Source organism: Sphaerisporangium sp. NPDC049002 (genome assembly GCF_040649355.1).
In the GTDB taxonomy this organism is placed as follows: domain Bacteria; phylum Actinomycetota; class Actinomycetes; order Streptosporangiales; family Streptosporangiaceae; genus Sphaerisporangium.
This window is the reverse complement of sequence record NZ_JBEZFH010000169.1, coordinates 1-17135: the sequence shown is the minus strand read 5'-3', so window position 1 is coordinate 17135 and position 17135 is coordinate 1. Positions and strand designations below refer to the sequence as shown.

16 protein-coding genes are annotated in these 17135 nt (G+C 70.7%); 8 read left to right on the top strand and 8 right to left on the bottom strand.

Features of this window, described 5'->3' with window-relative positions; all coding sequences use genetic code 11:
- Positions 1-59: 59 nt before the first annotated feature.
- The 5 genes from AB0B89_RS27100 to AB0B89_RS27080 form a co-directional block, all read right to left on the bottom strand.
- Positions 60-458 (bottom strand): YciI family protein, encoded by a 399-nt coding sequence (locus AB0B89_RS27100; RefSeq protein ID WP_358558464.1) that lies wholly within the window; start codon positions 456-458, stop codon positions 60-62.
- Between the two features lie 145 nt (positions 459-603).
- Positions 604-1767: an acyl-CoA dehydrogenase family protein gene (locus tag AB0B89_RS27095; protein ID WP_358558462.1), complete on the bottom strand. Its 1164-nt coding sequence runs from the start codon at positions 1765-1767 to the stop codon at positions 604-606.
- Between the two features lie 109 nt (positions 1768-1876).
- Positions 1877-4129 carry an accessory Sec system translocase SecA2 gene (gene secA2, locus AB0B89_RS27090; protein WP_358558466.1) on the bottom strand — a complete coding sequence of 751 codons (2253 nt, stop codon included), beginning with the start codon at positions 4127-4129 and terminating at the stop codon, positions 1877-1879.
- Positions 4130-4187: 58 nt separating this feature from the next.
- On the bottom strand, positions 4188-5717 hold the full coding sequence (locus AB0B89_RS27085) for an MDR family MFS transporter (RefSeq protein ID WP_358558460.1): 1530 nt from the start codon (positions 5715-5717) through the stop codon (positions 4188-4190).
- Between the two features lie 134 nt (positions 5718-5851).
- On the bottom strand, positions 5852-6145 hold the full coding sequence (locus AB0B89_RS27080; protein WP_358558458.1) for a hypothetical protein: 294 nt from the start codon (positions 6143-6145) through the stop codon (positions 5852-5854).
- A 95-nt stretch (positions 6146-6240) separates the two neighbouring features.
- Here AB0B89_RS27080 and AB0B89_RS27075 point away from each other — a divergent pair, with 95 nt between their 5' ends.
- The 3 genes from AB0B89_RS27075 (at position 6241) to AB0B89_RS27065 (ending at position 8113) form a co-directional block, all read left to right on the top strand.
- Positions 6241-7128: a DUF4231 domain-containing protein gene (locus tag AB0B89_RS27075; RefSeq protein ID WP_358558456.1), complete on the top strand. Its 888-nt coding sequence runs from the start codon at positions 6241-6243 to the stop codon at positions 7126-7128.
- A 103-nt stretch (positions 7129-7231) separates the two neighbouring features.
- The gene (locus AB0B89_RS27070) at positions 7232-7675 is read left to right on the top strand and encodes a hypothetical protein (RefSeq protein WP_358558454.1); all 444 of its coding nucleotides are present in this window, start codon (positions 7232-7234) and stop codon (positions 7673-7675) included.
- 78 nt (positions 7676-7753) lie between these two features.
- Positions 7754-8113 carry a VOC family protein gene (locus tag AB0B89_RS27065; protein ID WP_358558452.1) on the top strand — a complete coding sequence of 120 codons (360 nt, stop codon included), beginning with the start codon at positions 7754-7756 and terminating at the stop codon, positions 8111-8113.
- Between the two features lies 1 nt (position 8114).
- Here AB0B89_RS27065 and AB0B89_RS27060 read toward each other — a convergent pair whose 3' ends face one another.
- The gene (locus AB0B89_RS27060; RefSeq protein WP_358558450.1) at positions 8115-10148 is read right to left on the bottom strand and encodes a copper-translocating P-type ATPase; all 2034 of its coding nucleotides are present in this window, start codon (positions 10146-10148) and stop codon (positions 8115-8117) included.
- 330 nt (positions 10149-10478) lie between these two features.
- Between AB0B89_RS27060 and AB0B89_RS27055 the strand changes: the two genes are divergently transcribed.
- On the top strand, positions 10479-11354 hold the full coding sequence (locus AB0B89_RS27055) for a DMT family transporter (RefSeq protein WP_358558448.1): 876 nt from the start codon (positions 10479-10481) through the stop codon (positions 11352-11354).
- 41 nt (positions 11355-11395) lie between these two features.
- On the opposite strand, the gene AB0B89_RS27050 is transcribed toward AB0B89_RS27055, so the two are convergent.
- Both AB0B89_RS27050 and AB0B89_RS27045 read right to left on the bottom strand, forming a co-directional pair.
- On the bottom strand, positions 11396-12193 hold the full coding sequence (locus AB0B89_RS27050; RefSeq protein WP_358558446.1) for a putative protein N(5)-glutamine methyltransferase: 798 nt from the start codon (positions 12191-12193) through the stop codon (positions 11396-11398).
- A 208-nt stretch (positions 12194-12401) separates the two neighbouring features.
- Positions 12402-12992, bottom strand: a complete 591-nt coding sequence (locus AB0B89_RS27045) for a GNAT family protein (RefSeq protein ID WP_358558444.1) — start codon at positions 12990-12992, stop codon at positions 12402-12404.
- A 148-nt stretch (positions 12993-13140) separates the two neighbouring features.
- Between AB0B89_RS27045 and AB0B89_RS27040 the strand changes: the two genes are divergently transcribed.
- From AB0B89_RS27040 to AB0B89_RS27025, 4 genes are read left to right on the top strand one after another with little or no spacing between them, the layout of a single operon-like run.
- The gene (locus AB0B89_RS27040) at positions 13141-14127 is read left to right on the top strand and encodes a phosphotransferase family protein (RefSeq protein ID WP_358558442.1); all 987 of its coding nucleotides are present in this window, start codon (positions 13141-13143) and stop codon (positions 14125-14127) included.
- Positions 14127-15338, top strand: a complete 1212-nt coding sequence (locus AB0B89_RS27035) for an acyl-CoA dehydrogenase family protein (RefSeq protein ID WP_358558440.1) — start codon at positions 14127-14129, stop codon at positions 15336-15338. The genes AB0B89_RS27040 and AB0B89_RS27035 overlap by 1 nt, the downstream gene beginning before the upstream one ends.
- 35 nt (positions 15339-15373) lie before the next feature.
- A complete protein-coding gene (locus tag AB0B89_RS27030) occupies positions 15374-16552 on the top strand; it encodes an acyl-CoA dehydrogenase family protein (RefSeq protein ID WP_358558438.1) in 1179 nt (392 codons plus the stop codon).
- Positions 16553-16597: 45 nt separating this feature from the next.
- The gene (locus tag AB0B89_RS27025) at positions 16598-17113 is read left to right on the top strand and encodes an acyl-CoA dehydrogenase family protein (RefSeq protein ID WP_358558436.1); all 516 of its coding nucleotides are present in this window, start codon (positions 16598-16600) and stop codon (positions 17111-17113) included.
- The last annotated feature ends 22 nt before the right edge of the window (positions 17114-17135 follow it).

Genomic DNA, 17135 nt, shown 5'->3' with positions numbered 1-17135 from the left:
CCGACGACCTGCGGCGCGAGTTAGCGCAGCAGGTCGTCGATGGCGGGATCAGCCAGCGCTCACAGCTCCTCGGGCGGGCCCGCCATCACCTGGCGCACCTCGATCGGCATGTTCAACGGCTTACCACCTGGCCCGGGCGCGGCCGAGACGAACGCGGCGATCTCGAAGGCCCGCTCCTGGGTCTCGCAGTCGACGATCCAGTAGCCGACCAGGAACTCCTTCGTCTCGGGGTAGGGGCCGTCCGTGACGACGGGGACACCGCTGTCACCGGCTCGCACGATCCTGGCCTGGTCGGGCATCGCCAGTCCCTGCGCCTCCACGAGCTCCCCCGTGGTGGTGAGCGTCTCGTTCGCGGAGTGCATGAACTCGATGTGGGCCATGACCTCCTCCGGGGCCCAGGTGTCGATCGACGGGAAACCGGCCTGCCGGCCGAACTGCATCAGCAGCATGTACTTCATGTTCTGGCTCCTTCGTTCCGGCGCCCCTCGGCGCTCACCTGTAGGTAGAAGCAGGCCGGCAGGATCTCTACATCCTCACGAACATTCAGGAGAGGAAATCTGACCGAGCGCGCTTTCGGGGGCCGCCTCGTGGAGGTGTGACGAATCAGCGGAAGGCGTCGAGGCCGGTGACGGCGCGGCCGAGGGTGAGGGCGTGGACCTCCTCGGTGCCCTCGTACGTGGCGACCGTCTCCAGATTCACCATGTGACGCATGACCGGGTATTCGAGGGTGATCCCGTTGGCGCCGTGGATGCTGCGCGCGGCGGCCGCGACGCGCTGTGCCGCGCGGACGTTGGCGAGCTTGCCGAAGCTGACGTGGGCATGGTGGGCGAGCCCGGCGTCCTTGAGCCGACCGATTCGCAGAGCGGTCATGGTGGCGTGGTTGACGTCGACGAGCATGTCGGCGAGCTTGCTCTGGGTGAGCTGGAAGGCGCCGATCGGCCGGTCGAACTGGATGCGGGTCTTCGCGTAGTCGATCGAGGCCAGCAGGCAGGCCCTGGCCGCCCCCGCCACTCCCCAGACGATGCCGAAGCGGGCCTCCGACAGGCAGGACAGCGGCGCCTTGAGTCCCTCGGCTCCCGGCAGGACCGCGTTGTTCGGCAGCCGTACGCCGTCGAGGACCAGCTCGGAGGTGATCGAGGCGCGCAGCGACAGCTTCTTGTGGATCACGTTGGCCGAGAAGCCCGGGGTCGAGGTGGGGACGAGGAACCCGCGGATGCCCTCGTCGGTCGCGGCCCAGACGATCGCGACGTCGGCCACGGAGCCGTTGGTGATCCACATCTTGGTGCCGTCGAGCACCCAGTCGTCGCCGTCGCGGCGGGCGCGCGTGCGCATCGAGCCGGGGTCGCTTCCCGAGTCGGGCTCGGTGAGACCGAAGCAGCCGAGCGCGTCGCCCGTCACCATGCGGGGCAGCCACTCCTCCTTCTGGTCCTCCGACCCGAACCTGTGGATCGCGGTCATCGCGAGCGAGCCCTGGACCGAGACGAAGCTGCGCAACCCGCTGTCCACGGCCTCAAGCTCACGGCAGGCCAGGCCGTAGCTCACCGCGTTGGTGTCCGCGCAGCCGTACCCGGACAGGTGCATGCCGAAGAGCCCCAGCTCGCCGAGGCCCTTGGCCAGCCCGCGCGGGTCGGGGATGGTGCCGGCGTCGAACCAGTCGGCCACATGGGGCAGGAGCTCGGCGGCCGAGTAATCGCGCACGGCGTCGCGGATCGCCCGCTCCTCGTCGGACAGATCGCGATCTACTTCGAGGAAGTCGTCAGGGTTCATGCGCAGTCACCTAAGTGGGTCGCGGAGGTGCTCGTTGATGCCGCTCCTGTTAACCAGCACCCAATCACAGGTGCTCGACCGGCCATCAACCTACCCACGGGTGGGCATTTCAGGCATGTTCGAGGCCCTGTCGCCGCTTCTCCCTCGGGGTGAGGCGCTTCAGGACCCGGTCGAGCGCGTTGCCGAAGGGATTGTCCTGCACGAGGTAGGTCCAGGTGGCGGTGGGCCGCTTGAGGCCGCTGTCGAGCGGGTCGAGCCCGTCGGCGGTGATCACGGCCGTCTCGAACGTCTCGACCGACCGGCTCTCGACCTCGTCGAGCAGTCGCCGGTACGCGGCGACGCCCTCGCGGTGGAACTCGTCGAGCGGCTTGAGCCGGTGCCCGAGGGCCCGCAGGTGGATGCCCTCGCGCACGTCGGACATGAAGCCCAGGTGCTCGGTCCAGCAGCGGTCGAGGTGGAACAGGACGATCTCGCGTGCCGCCTCGCGGAGCGTGGGCTCACCCACGCGCTCGCCGAGCTCGCTCCAGCGCTCGGGGGAGGCGGCGGCGAGGGCGTCGGCGGCGGCGTCGCCCCGGAGGACCTTTTCGCGCTGTTCCAGCACCAGGTCGCGCTGCCGCTCCAGCAGCCGGGTGTAGCGCCAGGTGTTGCGGTGGATCTCCAGGTGGGTGCCCTCGGCGACCCGCTGGGCGTGGCCGACGACGTACCCGGCGCGCTTGTGACGCACGACGCCGTCGTCGTCGGCGCGCGGAATCGCCTCGCCGGGGGCGTACTGCGTGATCAGGTCGTCTTCGAGGCTCACCAGGAACACCGAGCCGCCGGGGTCGCCCTGGCGTCCGGCGCGGCCCCTGAGCTGGTCGTCCAGGCGGCTGCTCGCGTGCTTGCCCGAGCCCATGACGTACAGGCCGCCCAGCTCGGCGACCCCCTCGCCGAGCCGGATGTCGGTGCCCCGCCCGGCCATCTGGGTGGACACGGTGATCGCCGACCGGGAGCCGGCCCTGGCGATGATCGCGGCCTCCTCGGCGTCGTTCTTGGCGTTGAGCACGACGCAGTCGAGGCCCTTGGCGCGCAGGTCGTCCGCCAGGCGCTCGGACTCGGACACGTCGAGCGTGCCGATCAGGATCGGGCGGCCCGTCGCGTGGACGCTCGCGATCTCCTCGACCAGCGCCCGCTCCTTGTCGACGGCCGCGCCGAACACGCGGTCGGGCTCGTCGACGCGGACGCACGGCGTGTTCGGGGGGACGACCGCGACCTTCAGGCCGTAGAACTCCCTGAGCTGCTCCTCGACCGCCACCGCGGTGCCGGTCATGCCACATATTTCGGGGTACCGGCGGATGAGGCCCTGGATGGTGATCGAGTCCAGGATCTCGCCGGTCTCGCTCGCCGGGAGCGCCTCCTTGGCCTCGACCGCCGCCTGGAGGCCGTCAGGCCAGCGCTGCAGGGTCGCCACCCGGCCACGCGACTGGCTGACCAGGTGGATGCGCCCGTCGCGGACGAGGTAGTCGACATCGCGGGTCAGCAGCGCGTGGGCGTGCAGGGCGAGGTTGATCCGCGTCAGCATGTCAGGGGTCTCGTACAGGTTGATGCCGCCCAGGGCCTTCTCGACCGCGTCTGTGCCCTTGGCGGTGAGGAAGACGTTGCGCCCCTGGTCGTCGAGCTCGTAGTGGTACCCGCGCGAGAGCCGCCGTACGAGCTCGGCCGTCTCCGGCGCGTCGGTTCCGGGGTCGGCGGCGCCGGCGAGCACGAGCGGGACGCGGGCCTCGTCCACCAGCACCGAGTCGGCCTCGTCGATCAGCGCGACGGAAGGCTCGGGCACGATGACGTCCTCGGGGGCCGTCGCGATGCGGTCGCGCAGCACGTCGAAGCCGATCTCGCTGACCGAGGCGTAGGTCACGTCCTTGGCGTACGCCTCCCGCCGCTCGCCGGGCGTGGAGGACTGGCCGATCCAACCGACGGACACGCCGAGGGCCTCGTAGAGCGGGCCCATCCACTCGGCGTCGCGCCGGGCGAGGTAGTCGTTGACCGAGATCACGTGCACGCGCTTGCCCCGCAGGGCGTGCCCGGCGGCGGCGATCGCCCCGGAGAGGGTCTTGCCCTCTCCGGTGGCCATCTCGGCCACGTGCCCGGACAGCAGGGCGAGAGCGCCGACGAGCTGCACGTCGAACGGGCGCATGTCGAGCGTGCGGCGCGCGGCCTCGCGCGCGATCGCGCAGAACTCGGCGAGATCGTCCATGCGGGGTCGCGGAAGCTCGGTCAGCGCCCGGATGCGGTCTTCACGGGCGCCCGCCTGCGTGGCCACACGTTGAAAAGGGCCAAGGTTGGCGCTTCCCGGACGATCCAGGAGATTTCTGATCAATTGCGATATTGAGGCCACGTCCCCTCCAACGCCTCCTACTGTAACGGCGTTCCCGAGCCTGATCGTCTCAGGCGCTGTGCGCGGGGACATCATGCCTGGCCGAGGCCGGACGGTTCGACAGCGGAATCTCCTTGACGAAGAACGCGAGGACGAACCCGATCACGACGATGGGCGCCACGTACAGGAAGATCGGCGGAAGGGCCTGCGCGTACGCCCGGGCGATCGTCTCGCGCACGGGAGCGGGCAACTGGTGGACCATCTGCGGGGTGATCGCGTTGACGTTCCGCACCGGCAGCCTGGCCCCGCCCGCGCTGAGTGCCTCCGACAGGCGGTGGCTGAAGATGGAGCCCACCAGCGAGGTGCCGAGGGAGGCGCCGGTCTGCCGGAAGTAGTTCACCGCCGAGGTGGCCGCGCCCACGTCGCGGTGGGCGACGGAGTTCTGCACGATGAGCACGAGCGTCTGCAGGACCATGCCGAGCCCGAACCCGGTCACGAACATATAGAAGCCGTTCAGCACCATCGAGGAGCCGGCGCTCATCCTGGACAGCAGCACGAGGCCGGCCGACAGCAGGCCCAGGCCAAGGATCGGGTAGATCCGGTAGCGCCCGGTCGCCGAGATGATCCTGCCCGAGCCGATCGAGGTGATCGTCATCCCGGCCACCATCGGCAGCATGAGCAGCCCCGACCCCGTGGCGCTCGCCCCGTTGACCATCTGCAGGAAGGTCGGCAGGTACGCGATCGCGGCGAACATGCCGATGCCGACGAACACCGAGATCGCCGTCGGGAAGAGGAACAGGTTGTCGCGGAACAGGTGCAGCGGGATGATCGGCTCCTCCGCCGCGCGCTCGGCCAGCACGAAGCCGACGGCGAGGACGACCGCCCCCGCCGCCAGCCCGATGATCACGGGGGATCCCCAGGCGTACTCCGTGCCGCCCCAACTGGTGACCAGTACGACGCACGTGGACGTGCCGGCGAGCATCGCCGTGCCGAGAATGTCGAGCTTCGGCCTGATGGACGGCTTCGGCAGCTTCAGCGCGACGACGGTGATGCCCAGAGCGAGCAGGCCGAGGGGCAGGTTCACGTAGAAGCACCAGCGCCAGCTCGCGTGGTCGGTGAAGAAGCCGCCGATGAGCGGCCCGATGACCGACGAGAGCCCCCAGACGGCGCCGATGATGCCGGTGTACCTGCCCCGCTCGCGCGGGGAGACCAGGTCGGCCACGATCGCCTGCACGCCGATCATGAGCCCGCCGCCGCCGAGCCCCTGGAGGGCGCGGAACCCGATCAGCTCGGGCATGTTCCGCGCCGCCCCGCAGAGCACCGAGCCGATCAGGAAGATCACGATGGCGGCCTGGAAGACGATCTTCCTGCCGAACAGGTCACCCAGCTTGCCGTAGATCGGCAGGCCGATGGTGGAGGCGAGGATGTAGGCCGTGACGATCCAGCCGATGTGCTCCAGGCCCTTGAGGTCGCCGACGATCGTCGGCAGGGCGGTGGAGACGATGGTCTGGTCGAGGGCCGCGAGCAGGAGGGCCACCATCAGCCCGGCGAACACCAGGTTGACCTGACGGCCACTCGGCCGTGGTCCTTCGTCGTTCATCCACACCACCTCTCTTATGGGGCGGAATGGTCTTATCCAGTACTTCCACGGAAAAACCTTTGTGCCCTATTCGGCCACGGTCGCCCTGGCCGCCACCAAGGTCTAGCACGCCCTCCCGCCGGTGCCGCCGTCGGCTAGCCGGACTCGCCCGGCCGCGGGTCCCCGCGTGACTTGAACCGCGCGGGGGGACGGGGGCGGGCCGACGCGCGGGAGTGCAGCGTGACCCCGGCGTACGCGATCGCGGACAGCAGGGCGAGGCCGACGCCGGTCGCGGAGGCGGCCGACGGGCCGCCCAGGAGCAGGAGCAGCCCGGCGAGGGCCAGCGCCATGCTGAGGGCCCCGGAGCGGCCGAGCCTCTCGGCCAGCGCGAGCCGTGCCCCGAGGGAGACCAGCGCCGGGCTCGCGCCGAGCGTGATCACGGTCGCCATGGCGACCCTAGGTCTGGGGCGAACCTCTGCTTTATATGCTGACCTTGAAGTAATGCCATGAGGACTCTTGACAGGGTTTCGATCAGCGGTTCCAGTTGACCCATGGAGGGCATTCCGGAGGCTGGATTTCCGGCGCTCTATCGTGCTGCCGATCAGGGGCCATCATCGGGCAGCGGAGGTTGCTCACCGCTACCTGTGTACGGCTCTCCTCGTTGGTGATCGCCGCGGTCTTCGGCTCGTTCAGCCTGGACGCCGGGCGCGTGGACGCGGCGGCGATCGTCGCCGCGGGAGCGCTGGCCTCGGCGCTGGTCACCGAGGTGTACCTGCTCACCGTCCGTCCGGATCGCCAGTGGTACGAGGCCAGGGCGGCGGCCGAGTCGGCGAAGACCCTGGCGTGGCGTTACCTGGTCGGCGGCGAGCCGTTCGGCTGCGACGCGAGGGACGACCAGAGCGTGGACCTCCTGCTGCTGCGGAGGTTCTCCGAGATCACCGGGGGCATCCACTCCTTCGCCCCGATCCCCACGCTCGAAGAGGAGTGCCAGGTCACCGCCATGATGCGGAGCATCCGGGCGCTCTCGCTCGACGAGCGCAAGCAGCGCTACATGAACGGCCGGATCAACGAGCAGCGCGTCTGGTACATCGTCAAGGCTCGGTACCACGAGCGCCGGGCCGCCCAGTGGTCGGTCGCGTTCGCGGCGATGGAGGCCGTGGGCCTGATAGCGGCCGTGCTGAACGCCACACAGGTGGTCAACCTCGACCTCCCCGGCATCGTCGGCGCGCTCGGCGCGGCGGGCATCGCCTGGCTGCAGACGCGGCAGCACCAGCAACTCGCGACCTCGTACTCCATAGCGGCGCTGGAGCTGGGAGATATCGTGTCGCGTGCGGAATGGCCTCGCACGGAGCCCGAGTGGGCCCATTTCGTCGACGAGTCTGAGGAGGCCATCTCGCGTGAAACCATGTTGTGGCGAGGTTCACGCAGCTGACGAACCTCTTCCGGGTGGGCGTCCGGCTTCCCGTGAGGCGCCGCACCCGTCCGTGCGCGGGGAGGCCAGGCCACTCCGTCTCGCCATCTCCGGTCATCGCGGGTTGCCTTCGCGTACGGCCGCGCTGGTCGAGGCCGCCATCAGGCGGACGCTGGCCGCGCACGCCCCCGAGGTGAGGGGGGTCTCCTGCCTGGCGGACGGGGCCGACCAGATCTTCGCGCGAGCGGTGGTCGACCTGGGCGGCACGCTGGAGGCGGTGGTCTGCTCCGAGAGCTACCGCGAGGAGCTTCCCGCCGACACCCAGGCCGAGTACGACCTGCTCATGGGCCTCGCCGAGAAGGTCCACCGGCTCCGGTACGCCGAGTCGACCTGCGAGTCCCACATGCAGGGCAGCCTGCTCATGCTCGACCTGGCCGAGGAGCTGTACGCCGTCTGGGACGGAGAGCCCGCCCGCGGCTACGGAGGCACGGCCGACGTCGTGGCGGAGGCGCGCCGGCGCGGCATCAGGGTCCACGTCATCTGGCCCGAGGGCGCGCGCCGCGAGTAGGGGGTGCGGTCGGCGCCCGCGGAAAGCGCCGTGCCATACCTGACAGGGGGTGACAGGTACGGTGGCGAGGATGGGGGCATGACGACGAAGGCAAAGCTCATAGCGGTGACCATTGACTGTGCCGAGCCCAAGAAGCTCGCCGAGTTCTATTCGCGGATCACCGGGTTCGAGGTCCAGTACGCCGAGGAGGAGTACGCCGGCATCGGCGACGGGACGACCAGCATCTACTTCGGCCGGGTCCCCGAGCGCAAGCCGGCCGTGTGGCCGGGGCCCGACAAGCAGTTCCACCTCGACTTCCGGGTGCCGGACGTGGACGAGGCCGTGCGGGAGTACATCGAGCTCGGCGCCACCAAGCCCGACTTCCAGCCCGGGGACACCTGGACCGTCCTCGCCGACCCCGAGGGTCACCTCTTCTGCGTGTGCCCAGAAAAGTCCTGAGCTAGGACGGCCCGCCCTCGGCGCGCAGGTCGGCGCGGCGCAGGAGCTGGGCGTTGAGCGCCACCACGATCGTGGACAGGCTCATGAGGATCGCGCCCACCGCGGGGGAGAGCGTGATCCCCACCGGGGCGAGCACCCCGGCGGCCAGAGGGATCGCCACGAGGTTGTAGCCGGTGGCCCAGGCGAGGTTCTGCAGCATCTTGCGATACGTCGCCTGGGACAGCCGGATGACGCTCACCACCGAGCCCGGGTCGTCGCTGACCAGGACGACGCCCGCCGACTCGATGGCCACGTCCGTGCCGGCGCCGATCGCGATGCCGACGTCGGCCCTCGCCAGGGCGGGAGCGTCGTTCACCCCGTCGCCGACCATGGCGACGCTCAGGCCGCGCTCCTGGAGCTCGGCCACCTTTGCGTCCTTGTCCTCGGGCAGGACCTCGGCGAAGTACTCGTCCACGCCGAGCTCGTCCGCCACCGCCCGCGCGACCTGCTCCGCGTCACCAGTGATCATGACCACGCGCCGGCCGAGCCGGTGCAGCTCCCGTACGGCTTCGCGGGACTCGGGCCGGATGGCGTCCTCAAGTGCGATCGCGCCGGCCACGCGGCCGTCCGCGACCACGTGGAGCACGGAGGCGCCGCGCTTCTTCCACTCGTCGGTGTCCAGCTCGGACAGCCCCAGCTCGCGGAGCAGCGCGGGCCCGCCCACGGCCACGGTGTGCCCTTCCACGGTCGCCTGGACGCCGCGGCCCGTCATGGAACGGAAGCCGGCGGCCTTGGGAAGTCCTCCTCGCGTGCGTGCGGCGGCCACGACCGCGCGGGCGAGCGGGTGCTCGCTGTCGCCCTCGACCGCGCCGGCCGTCCGGAGGATCGCGTCCTCGTCGCCGTCGGCGGCGAGGACACCGGTGACCTCCGGCTCGCCCTTGGTGAGCGTGCCGGTCTTGTCGAACAGGACGGCCCGCACGGTCCGCATCCGTTCGAGGGCGACGCGGTCCTTGATCAGGATGCCGTTCCTCGCGCTGATCGCCGTGGAGATCGCGATCACGAGCGGGATGGCGAGGCCGAGGGCGTGGGGGCAGGCGATCACCAGCACCGTGACCGTGCGTTCCACCGCCTCGCGCGGGTCGCCGAGGGCGACCCAGACGGCGAAGGTGACCGCGCCCGCGGCCGTCGCGACGTAGAACAGCAGGGCCGCGGCACGGTCGGCCAGCGCCTGGGCCTTCGAGCGGGACGACTGCGCCTGCTCGACGAGGCGGCGGATGCCCGCGAGCGCGGTCTCCTCGCCCACGGCGTCGACCTTCACGCGCACCGCCGAGTCGAGCGCGACCGTACCCGCCACGACGCGGTCGCCGGCCTTCTTCGGAACCGGACGGGACTCGCCGGTCAGCATCGACTCGTCGAACTCCGCCTCGCCGTCGACGATCACGCCGTCGGCCGGCACGCGCGAGCCGGGACGGGCGAGCACGACGTCACCGGGCCGCAGCGCGCCGGTGGGCACCGTCTCCGTGCCGACGTCCGTCACCCGTTCCGCCTCGTCGGGGAGCAGGGCGGCGAGCGCGGAAAGGGCGCTGGACGCCTGGCCGAGCGCGCGCATCTCCAGCCAGTGGCCGAGCAGCATGATGTCGATCAGCAGGGCCAGCTCCCACCAGAAGTCGAGGTGGAAGAACCCCAGCGCGGTGGCGGCGCTCGCCCCGAAGGCGACGGTGATCGCGAGGGAGATCAGCAGCATCATCCCCGGCGCCCGGCTCCTGATCTCCTCGACCGCGCCCTTCAGGAAGGGCCGGCCGCCGTAGAAGAAGACGATCGTGCCGAGCACGGGCGCCACCCAGCCGGAACCGGGGAAGGCCGGCGGCGTGAACCCCAGCCACATCTGCACCATGTGGCTGTAGAGGATGACCGGCACGGAGACGACCACGCTGATCCACAGCCGGTCCCTGAACCGCGCGGCATGGTCACCGTGCCCGCCGTGCCCGCCGTGCCCGCCGTGCGGGTCGTGGTGGTCTCCGCGGTGTACGGCCGGGCCGGTGCGGTCGTGTTCCATGGCTGCTCCTTCGACGTATACCCCCTGGGGGTGTCTCTGGAAACGCCTCCGATTGTCTTGTCATTCCCTGGGAAGTGGAAGAAGTCATGCCCCCCGCCGCGAAGGGCTCTACCGTGGACGCCCTGGCCAGTACCCCGAAGCCGCTCCCAATGCGCTGTTTGTCCGCGTATGGTGCCATCAGAGCGTCAGCCCCAGGACTATACGAAATGGTGGGATTGACGAACTGGCCATTCAGGTTTGTCCCTAAGCTGACGGAGTGCTCCCACTGATGACCTCACCTCTGCTCTCCGCTGCCCTCCCGCGTACGCCGGGCGGCCGGCCATGATCTGGATGGGCGTGTCGATCGCCCTCGTCGGTGCGTTCGGGTACGCCGGTGGCGCGGCCCTCCAGCAGTACGAGGCGATCCGCGGGGGCGCGACGCTCAATCTGGTCAAACGGCCACGATGGTGGATCGGCGGCCTCATCGGGTTCATCGGAGCCTCGCTGCACGCGGTGGCGCTGAGCTTCGCGCCGCTGGTGCTGATCCAGCCGGTCAGCGTGGCCACGCTGGTCTTCGCCGTCCCGCTGGCGGCGCTCATGCACGGCAGGCGGCCCCACAAGGCCGAGGTGCTCGGCTCGATGGCGGTGGCGGCAGGGCTGCTGGGGCTGATGCTGCTGATACCGCAGAGCAACAAGCGGCCCGAGCTGTCGACCCCGGCGGCGCTGGGGTTCCTGGTCTGCGTGGGCGTGGTGGTCCTGGTCTGCCAGCTCGCCGCGCGGCGCGCCCGCGGCTCGGGGAAGGCGCTGCTGCTGTCCGTCGGCGCGGGGTCGGTGACCGCGTCGGTGTCGACGTTCGTACGGGTCGTCGGGGGAGGGCTCGGGGGTGACCTGTCGCGGCTGCTCCACTGGTTCACACTCGCCATCCCCGTGCTGCTGGTCTGTGCCATCGTGCTCCTGCAGAAGTCCTACGCTGTCGGCTACTTCGGGATCGCGTACGCGGGAGTCCAGGTGGTGGACCCCATCACCTCGGTGCTCGCGGGAACGATCCTGCTCGGCGAGCCGTTGCCGGCCGGAGCCGGCAACGTGATCCCGGCGATCGTCTCGGCCGCGGTTCTGATAGCGGGGACGATCACGCTGGGCCGCCTCGCCCCGGAGACCGCCCACCAGGTCTCGCCCCCGCACCCTGATCTCCCCGTGCCGGTCACGACCCGGGTGGCCGCCAGGTGACACGCCTTCGCGGCGCTCGGTGCCTATGACGTCCCTGTGGCCTAGGGCGACGTCCTCGCGGGCGAGGTCCCAATGACGACCGTCGCGTCCAGCTCGTCGGAACCGGCCACGCGCGGGACCAGGCCGCTCCGGGCGATGGCCTCGACGGTCTCGGGCGCCTGGCGTTCGCTCGTCTCGACCAGAAGGTGGCCGCCCGGCGCCAGCCAGAGGGGCGCGGCGGCGATCAGCCTCCGCACGACGTCGAGCCCGTCGGCGCCACCGTCCAGCGCCACCCGGGGCTCGTGGATGCGGGCCTCCGGCGGCAGCAGTCCTATCGCCTCCGTCGGCACGTACGGCGCGCTGGCGAGCAGCAGGTCGGCGCGGCCCCGCAGCGCGACGGGAAGCGGCTCGTAGAGGTCGCCCTCGTACACCCGGCCCCCGGCGGCGGCGAGGTTGCGGCGGGCGCACCGCACCGCGGCGGGGTCGATGTCGACGGCGTGCAGCTCCACCTCGTCCAGGGCCGTGACGAGCGCGGCGCCCATCGCGCCCGAGCCGCAGCACAGGTCGACGACGACGGCGCGCGGCGGGGCGAGGGCGGCGGCCTGACGGATGAGGAACTCGGTGCGGCGGCGGGGGACGAAGACACCGGGGTCCACCGCTATGCGCAGCCCGCAGAACTCCGCCCAGCCGAGGACGTGTTCGAGGGGGAGGCCGCTCGCCCGCCGCTCCACCATTTCGGCGAGGTCGGCCGGAGTGGGCGCCGCGGAGACGAGCAGCCGCGCCTCGTCCTCGGCGAAGACACAGCCGGCGGCGCGAAGCGTGGTGACGATGAAGGATTCGGACAGAAGCGGAACCGACATGGGAGCCTTTCGGGATGCCGATGGGCGCTCCCTCGGTTCACCTATGCCTGATGGACCGCGCGGTCGTGAGATGGGAGCACCCGACCTGGTACAGCGGTAATGGGGCTCACCTCCTCGGTAGGGACCGTAGACCGGTCATCACTAATCAACTCGGATGATATACCGAAATCGCCCCCAAGCGCCGGGCGCTTGGGGGCGGAGTACGGCGTCAGCGGTCGAGCATCCGCTCCAGCCGCCGCTTTCGCGGGGGCCACTCGTCGTCGAGGATCCCGAAGTACACGGTGTCGCGCCACGTGCCGTCCGGGCGCTGGCGGTGACGGCGCAACGTGCCCTCGTAGACGCCCCCGATGCGCCGGATCGCGTCCTGCGAGCGGGTGTTGAGCGAGTCCGTCTTGAGCAGCACGCGGTTGTAGCCCACCTTGTCGAAGGCGTGGCTCAGCAGGAGCAGCTTGGATTCGGTGTTCACGGCGGTCCTCCACACGGCCCTGCCATACCAGGTCCAGCCGATCTCGACGCTCTGGTCGAACCCGGCCACGTCGTGGAAGGTGGTCCACCCGACGGCCCGTCCCGTCTCGCGCAGGACGACGGCGAGCGGCACCAGGATCGGGTTGCCCATCATCGTGACGGCGACCTCCCGCATCCAGTCCTCGGTCCGCGGGGTGGGCACCGGCATCCAGCGCCACACCTCGTCGTCGTCCCCACCGGCCGCGAACAGGTCGGGGACGTGGTGGAGACCGAGCGGCTCCAGCCGTACGGTGCGGCCTTCGAGGATGACGGGTTCAGGCAACTTCGCGGTCATGACGGCCAGTCTCCCGGTCACGGTGGCATGGAAGATAGGGCCACTCGACGCCCGTTCACGGTGACCACTCGCCGAGACGGCGTCCCCTGGTCGACACGCATACCGTCCGGTCGGTACGCTCCAGGTACTGGGACGACTGGGGAGCGCGATGCCCGCACATACCGAGACCAGCCCGCCGGGTCTAGACCTCGGCCGGCTGAGAGACCGCCTCGCGAGGCACGACCTCGCCGAGGGCCCGCTGGCGGCCGAGGTGATCCACGGAGGCAAGTCGAACCTGACCTATCTCGTACGCGACGGCGCGCGCCGGTTCGTCGTACGCAGGCCGCCGCTCGGGCACGTGCTGGCCACGGCGCACGACATGGGCCGGGAGTACCGCGTCATGACGGCGCTGCGGGACACGGGCGTGCCCGTACCCCGCACGTACCACCTCTGCGAGGACCCGGACGTGGTCGGGGCGCCCTTCTACGTCATGGAGTACGTCGAGGGGGGTCAGCCCCCGGCGACGCCCGCCATCGAGGCGGACCTGATCGACGTCCTCGCCAGGCTCCACGACGTGGACCCGGTCGCCGTCGGGCTCGCCGGCTTCGGCCGGCCGGAGGGCTTCCTGGAGCGCCAGGTCAGGCGCTGGAAGCGGCAGCTCGACGCCTCGCGCAGCCGGGACCTGCCGGACATCGACCACCTTTTCACCCGTCTGGCGGGAGCAGTGCCGGTCACGCAGCGCCACGCGATCGTGCACGGAGACTTCAAGCTGGGGAACACGCTGATCGCCGGCGGCCAGGTGCGGGCCGTGCTCGACTGGGAGATGTCGACGCTCGGCGACCCCCTCACCGACCTCGCGCTCTTCCTGCTCTACGGCGACTTCGCCGCCCTGGACATCGCCGAACCCGAGGCGGCCGGCGAGCACATGCCGAGCGCCGAGCTGGCGCGGCGGTACGCGGCCGGGACCGGCCTCGACATCTCCCGCCTGGGCTGGTACGTCGCCCTGGCGTGCTTCAAGCTCGCGGTGATCTCCGAGGGCATCCACTTCCGCTACACCCAGGGCCTGACCGTAGGAGACGGATTCGACGAGATCGGCGAGCACGTCGCGCCGCTCGTGGCCCATGGCCTGAAAGCACTGGAGTCACTGGAGGACTGATGGACTTCGCGTTCGACACCACGACCGAGGAGCTGCGCGAGCGGCTGACCGAGTTCATGGACGAGTGTGTGTACCCCGCCGAGGAGGCCTTCGAGCAGCAGGCCGCCGAGAGCGGGTGGAGCTCCCCGCCGATGATGGAGGACCTCAAGGACGAGGCGCGCAGGCGCGGCCTGTGGAACCTCTTCCTGCCCGGTGAGCACGGCGCCGGCCTGACCAACGTGCGGTACGCCCCGCTGGCCGAGATCATGGGGCGCAGCCCGCGCATCGCGCCCACGGCCACGAACTGCGCCGCCCCCGACACCGGCAACATGGAGGTCCTCTCCATGTTCGGCGACGAGTGGCAGCGGAAGGCCTGGCTGGAACCGCTGCTGAACGGCGAGATCCGATCGGCGTTCGCCATGACCGAGCCGGACGCCGCCTCCTCCGACGCGACCAACATCGCCACGTCGATCGTGCGCGACGGCGCCGAGTACGTCATCAACGGGCGCAAGTGGTTCGCCTCCGGCGCGATGAACCCGCGCTGCGCGATCTTCATCGTGATGGGCAAGACCTCGCAGGAGGGCTCCTCCCACCGGCAGCAGAGCATGGTGCTCGTACCGCGTGACACCCCGGGGCTGACCGTCAAGCGCGGCATGCACGTCTTCGGCTACAGCGACGCCGACCACGGAGGCCACGCCGAGCTGCTCTTCGAGGACGTCCGCGTGCCGGTGGAGAACCTGATCGGCGAGGAGGGCGGCGGGTTCGGCATCGCCCAGGCCCGGCTCGGTCCCGGCCGCATCCACCACTGCATGCGGCTGATCGGCATGGCCGAGCGGGCGATCGAGCTGATGTGCGCGCGCGCCCTGTCTCGTACGACCTTCGGCAGGCCGGTGGCCGAGCAGGGCGTCGTGCAGGACTGGATCGCGGAGTCGCGGGTCAAGGTCGAGCAGCTCAGGTTGCTGGTGCTGAAGACCGCCTGGCTGATGGACACCGTCGGCAACCGAGGCGCGCACGCCGAGATCCAGGCCATCAAGATCGCCACGCCCCGGACCGTGGAGTGGATCCTCGACAAGGCCATCCAGGTCCACGGGGCCGGGGGCGTCAGCCAGGACTTCCCGCTGGCGGGCCTGTGGGCGGGAGCCCGTTCGCTGCGGCTCGCCGACGGGCCGGACGAGGTGCATAAGCGGTCTCTCGCGTACCGCGAGCTCAAGAAGCACATGCCCACCGGCTGACCGGCATCCCATCGACCACCTTGAAGGGGTATTTCGTGACAGTGGATGAGGCGGCGCTCAAGGAGCGGGCTCGCGCGTTCCTGGCGGACCACGACCCGGCGGCGATGGAGCCGCTGGACTTCCTGCGGGCGCGGTTCGACGCCGGGCTCGCCTGGGTGCACTTCCCTGAGGGCCTCGGCGGGCTGGGCGCGCCGCGCGGGCTGCAGAGCGTCGTCGAGCAGGAGCTCGCGGACACGCCCCAGACCGACATCGGCAAGCTGACCATCGGCCTCGGCATGGCGGCCCCCACGATCCTCATCTTCGGCACCGAGGAGCAGAAGGAGCGGTTCCTCCGGCCGCTGTGGACGGGCGAGGAGATCTGGTGTCAGCTCTTCAGCGAGCCGGGCGCGGGGTCTGATCTCGCCACCCTCGCCACCCGGGCCGTAAGGGACGGGGACGAATGGGTGGTGGACGGGCAGAAGGTGTGGACCTCCGGGGCCCACCACTCCCGCTGGGCCATCCTCGTCGCGCGTACCGATCCGGACGTGCCCAAGCACCGGGGCCTGACGTACTTCGTCTGCGACATGCGGGCGCCCGGCGTCGAGGTACGGCCGCTGCGCCAGATCACGGGCGAGGCCGAGTTCAACGAGGTGTTCCTCACCGGCGTGCGGCTGCCCGACTCGCTCCGGCTGGGTGAGGTGGGCGACGGCTGGCGGGTCGCCCAGACCACCCTCATGAACGAGCGGGTCGCCATCGGCGGCTCGCCGGTGCGGCGCGGCGGCGGCGTGATCGGCCTGGTCGCCGATACCTGGCGGCGGCGCCCCGAGATCCGCACCCACGCCCTGCACCAGCGCCTGCTCCAGCTCTGGGTCGAGACCGAGGTCACCCGCCTCGCCGGGGTACGGCTGCGCGAGCAGCTCGCCGCCGGCGCGCCGGGCCCCGAGGGGTCGGGCATGAAGCTGGCCTTCGCCCGCCTGAACCAGGCGCTGTCCGGGCTCGACGTGGAGATGCGGCGCGAGGAGGGGCTCGCGTACGACGACTGGAGCTTCCGCAGGTCGGACACCGTCGACTTCTTCGGCCGCGGGCCGGGCTACCGCTACCTGCGGGCCAAGGGCAACTCGATCGAGGGCGGGACCTCCGAGATCCTGCGCAACATCATCGCCGAGCGCGTGCTCGGCCTGCCCTCAGAACCCCGCGTCGACAAGAACGTCCCGTGGAAGGACCTCCCGCGATGACCTGCAGCGAACCCGACGCGGCGAACAAGGAGTGGTGAGCGACCGATGACGCTGCTGTACTCAGAGGTCGAGGAGGAGCTGCGCTCGGCGGTCCGCGACCTGCTGGCCGACAGGTGCCCTCCGGCCACGGTGCTCGCCAGGATCGAGAACCCCTCGTCGTACGACGCCGGCCTGTGGAAGGCGCTGGCCCGGGACATCGGGGTGGCGGGGCTGCTCATCCCCGAGGAGCTCGGCGGCGCGGGCGCGTCGGCGCGGGAGGCGGCGGTCGTGCTGGAGGAGCTCGGCCGCGCCGTCACGCCCATACCCTTCCTGACCAGTGCCGTTCTGGCGACCTGGGCGCTGCTGGAGGCGGGCACGGACGCCGCCCGCGACCTTCTCACGGCACTCGCCGGAGGTGAGACCACGGCGGCGCTCGCGGTGTCGTTCGCCTCCTCGCCGTACTCGTGGGAGGCCGGTACGGCCCCCGCGACGGTGACCGCCGAGGGCGGCTCGCCACCTCGGGCGGCGTGCGGATCCTCCCCCTGTGACCCCCCTCGGACGACCGACCTTCCGACCCTGTAGGAGCCACCGATCCACCGTCACA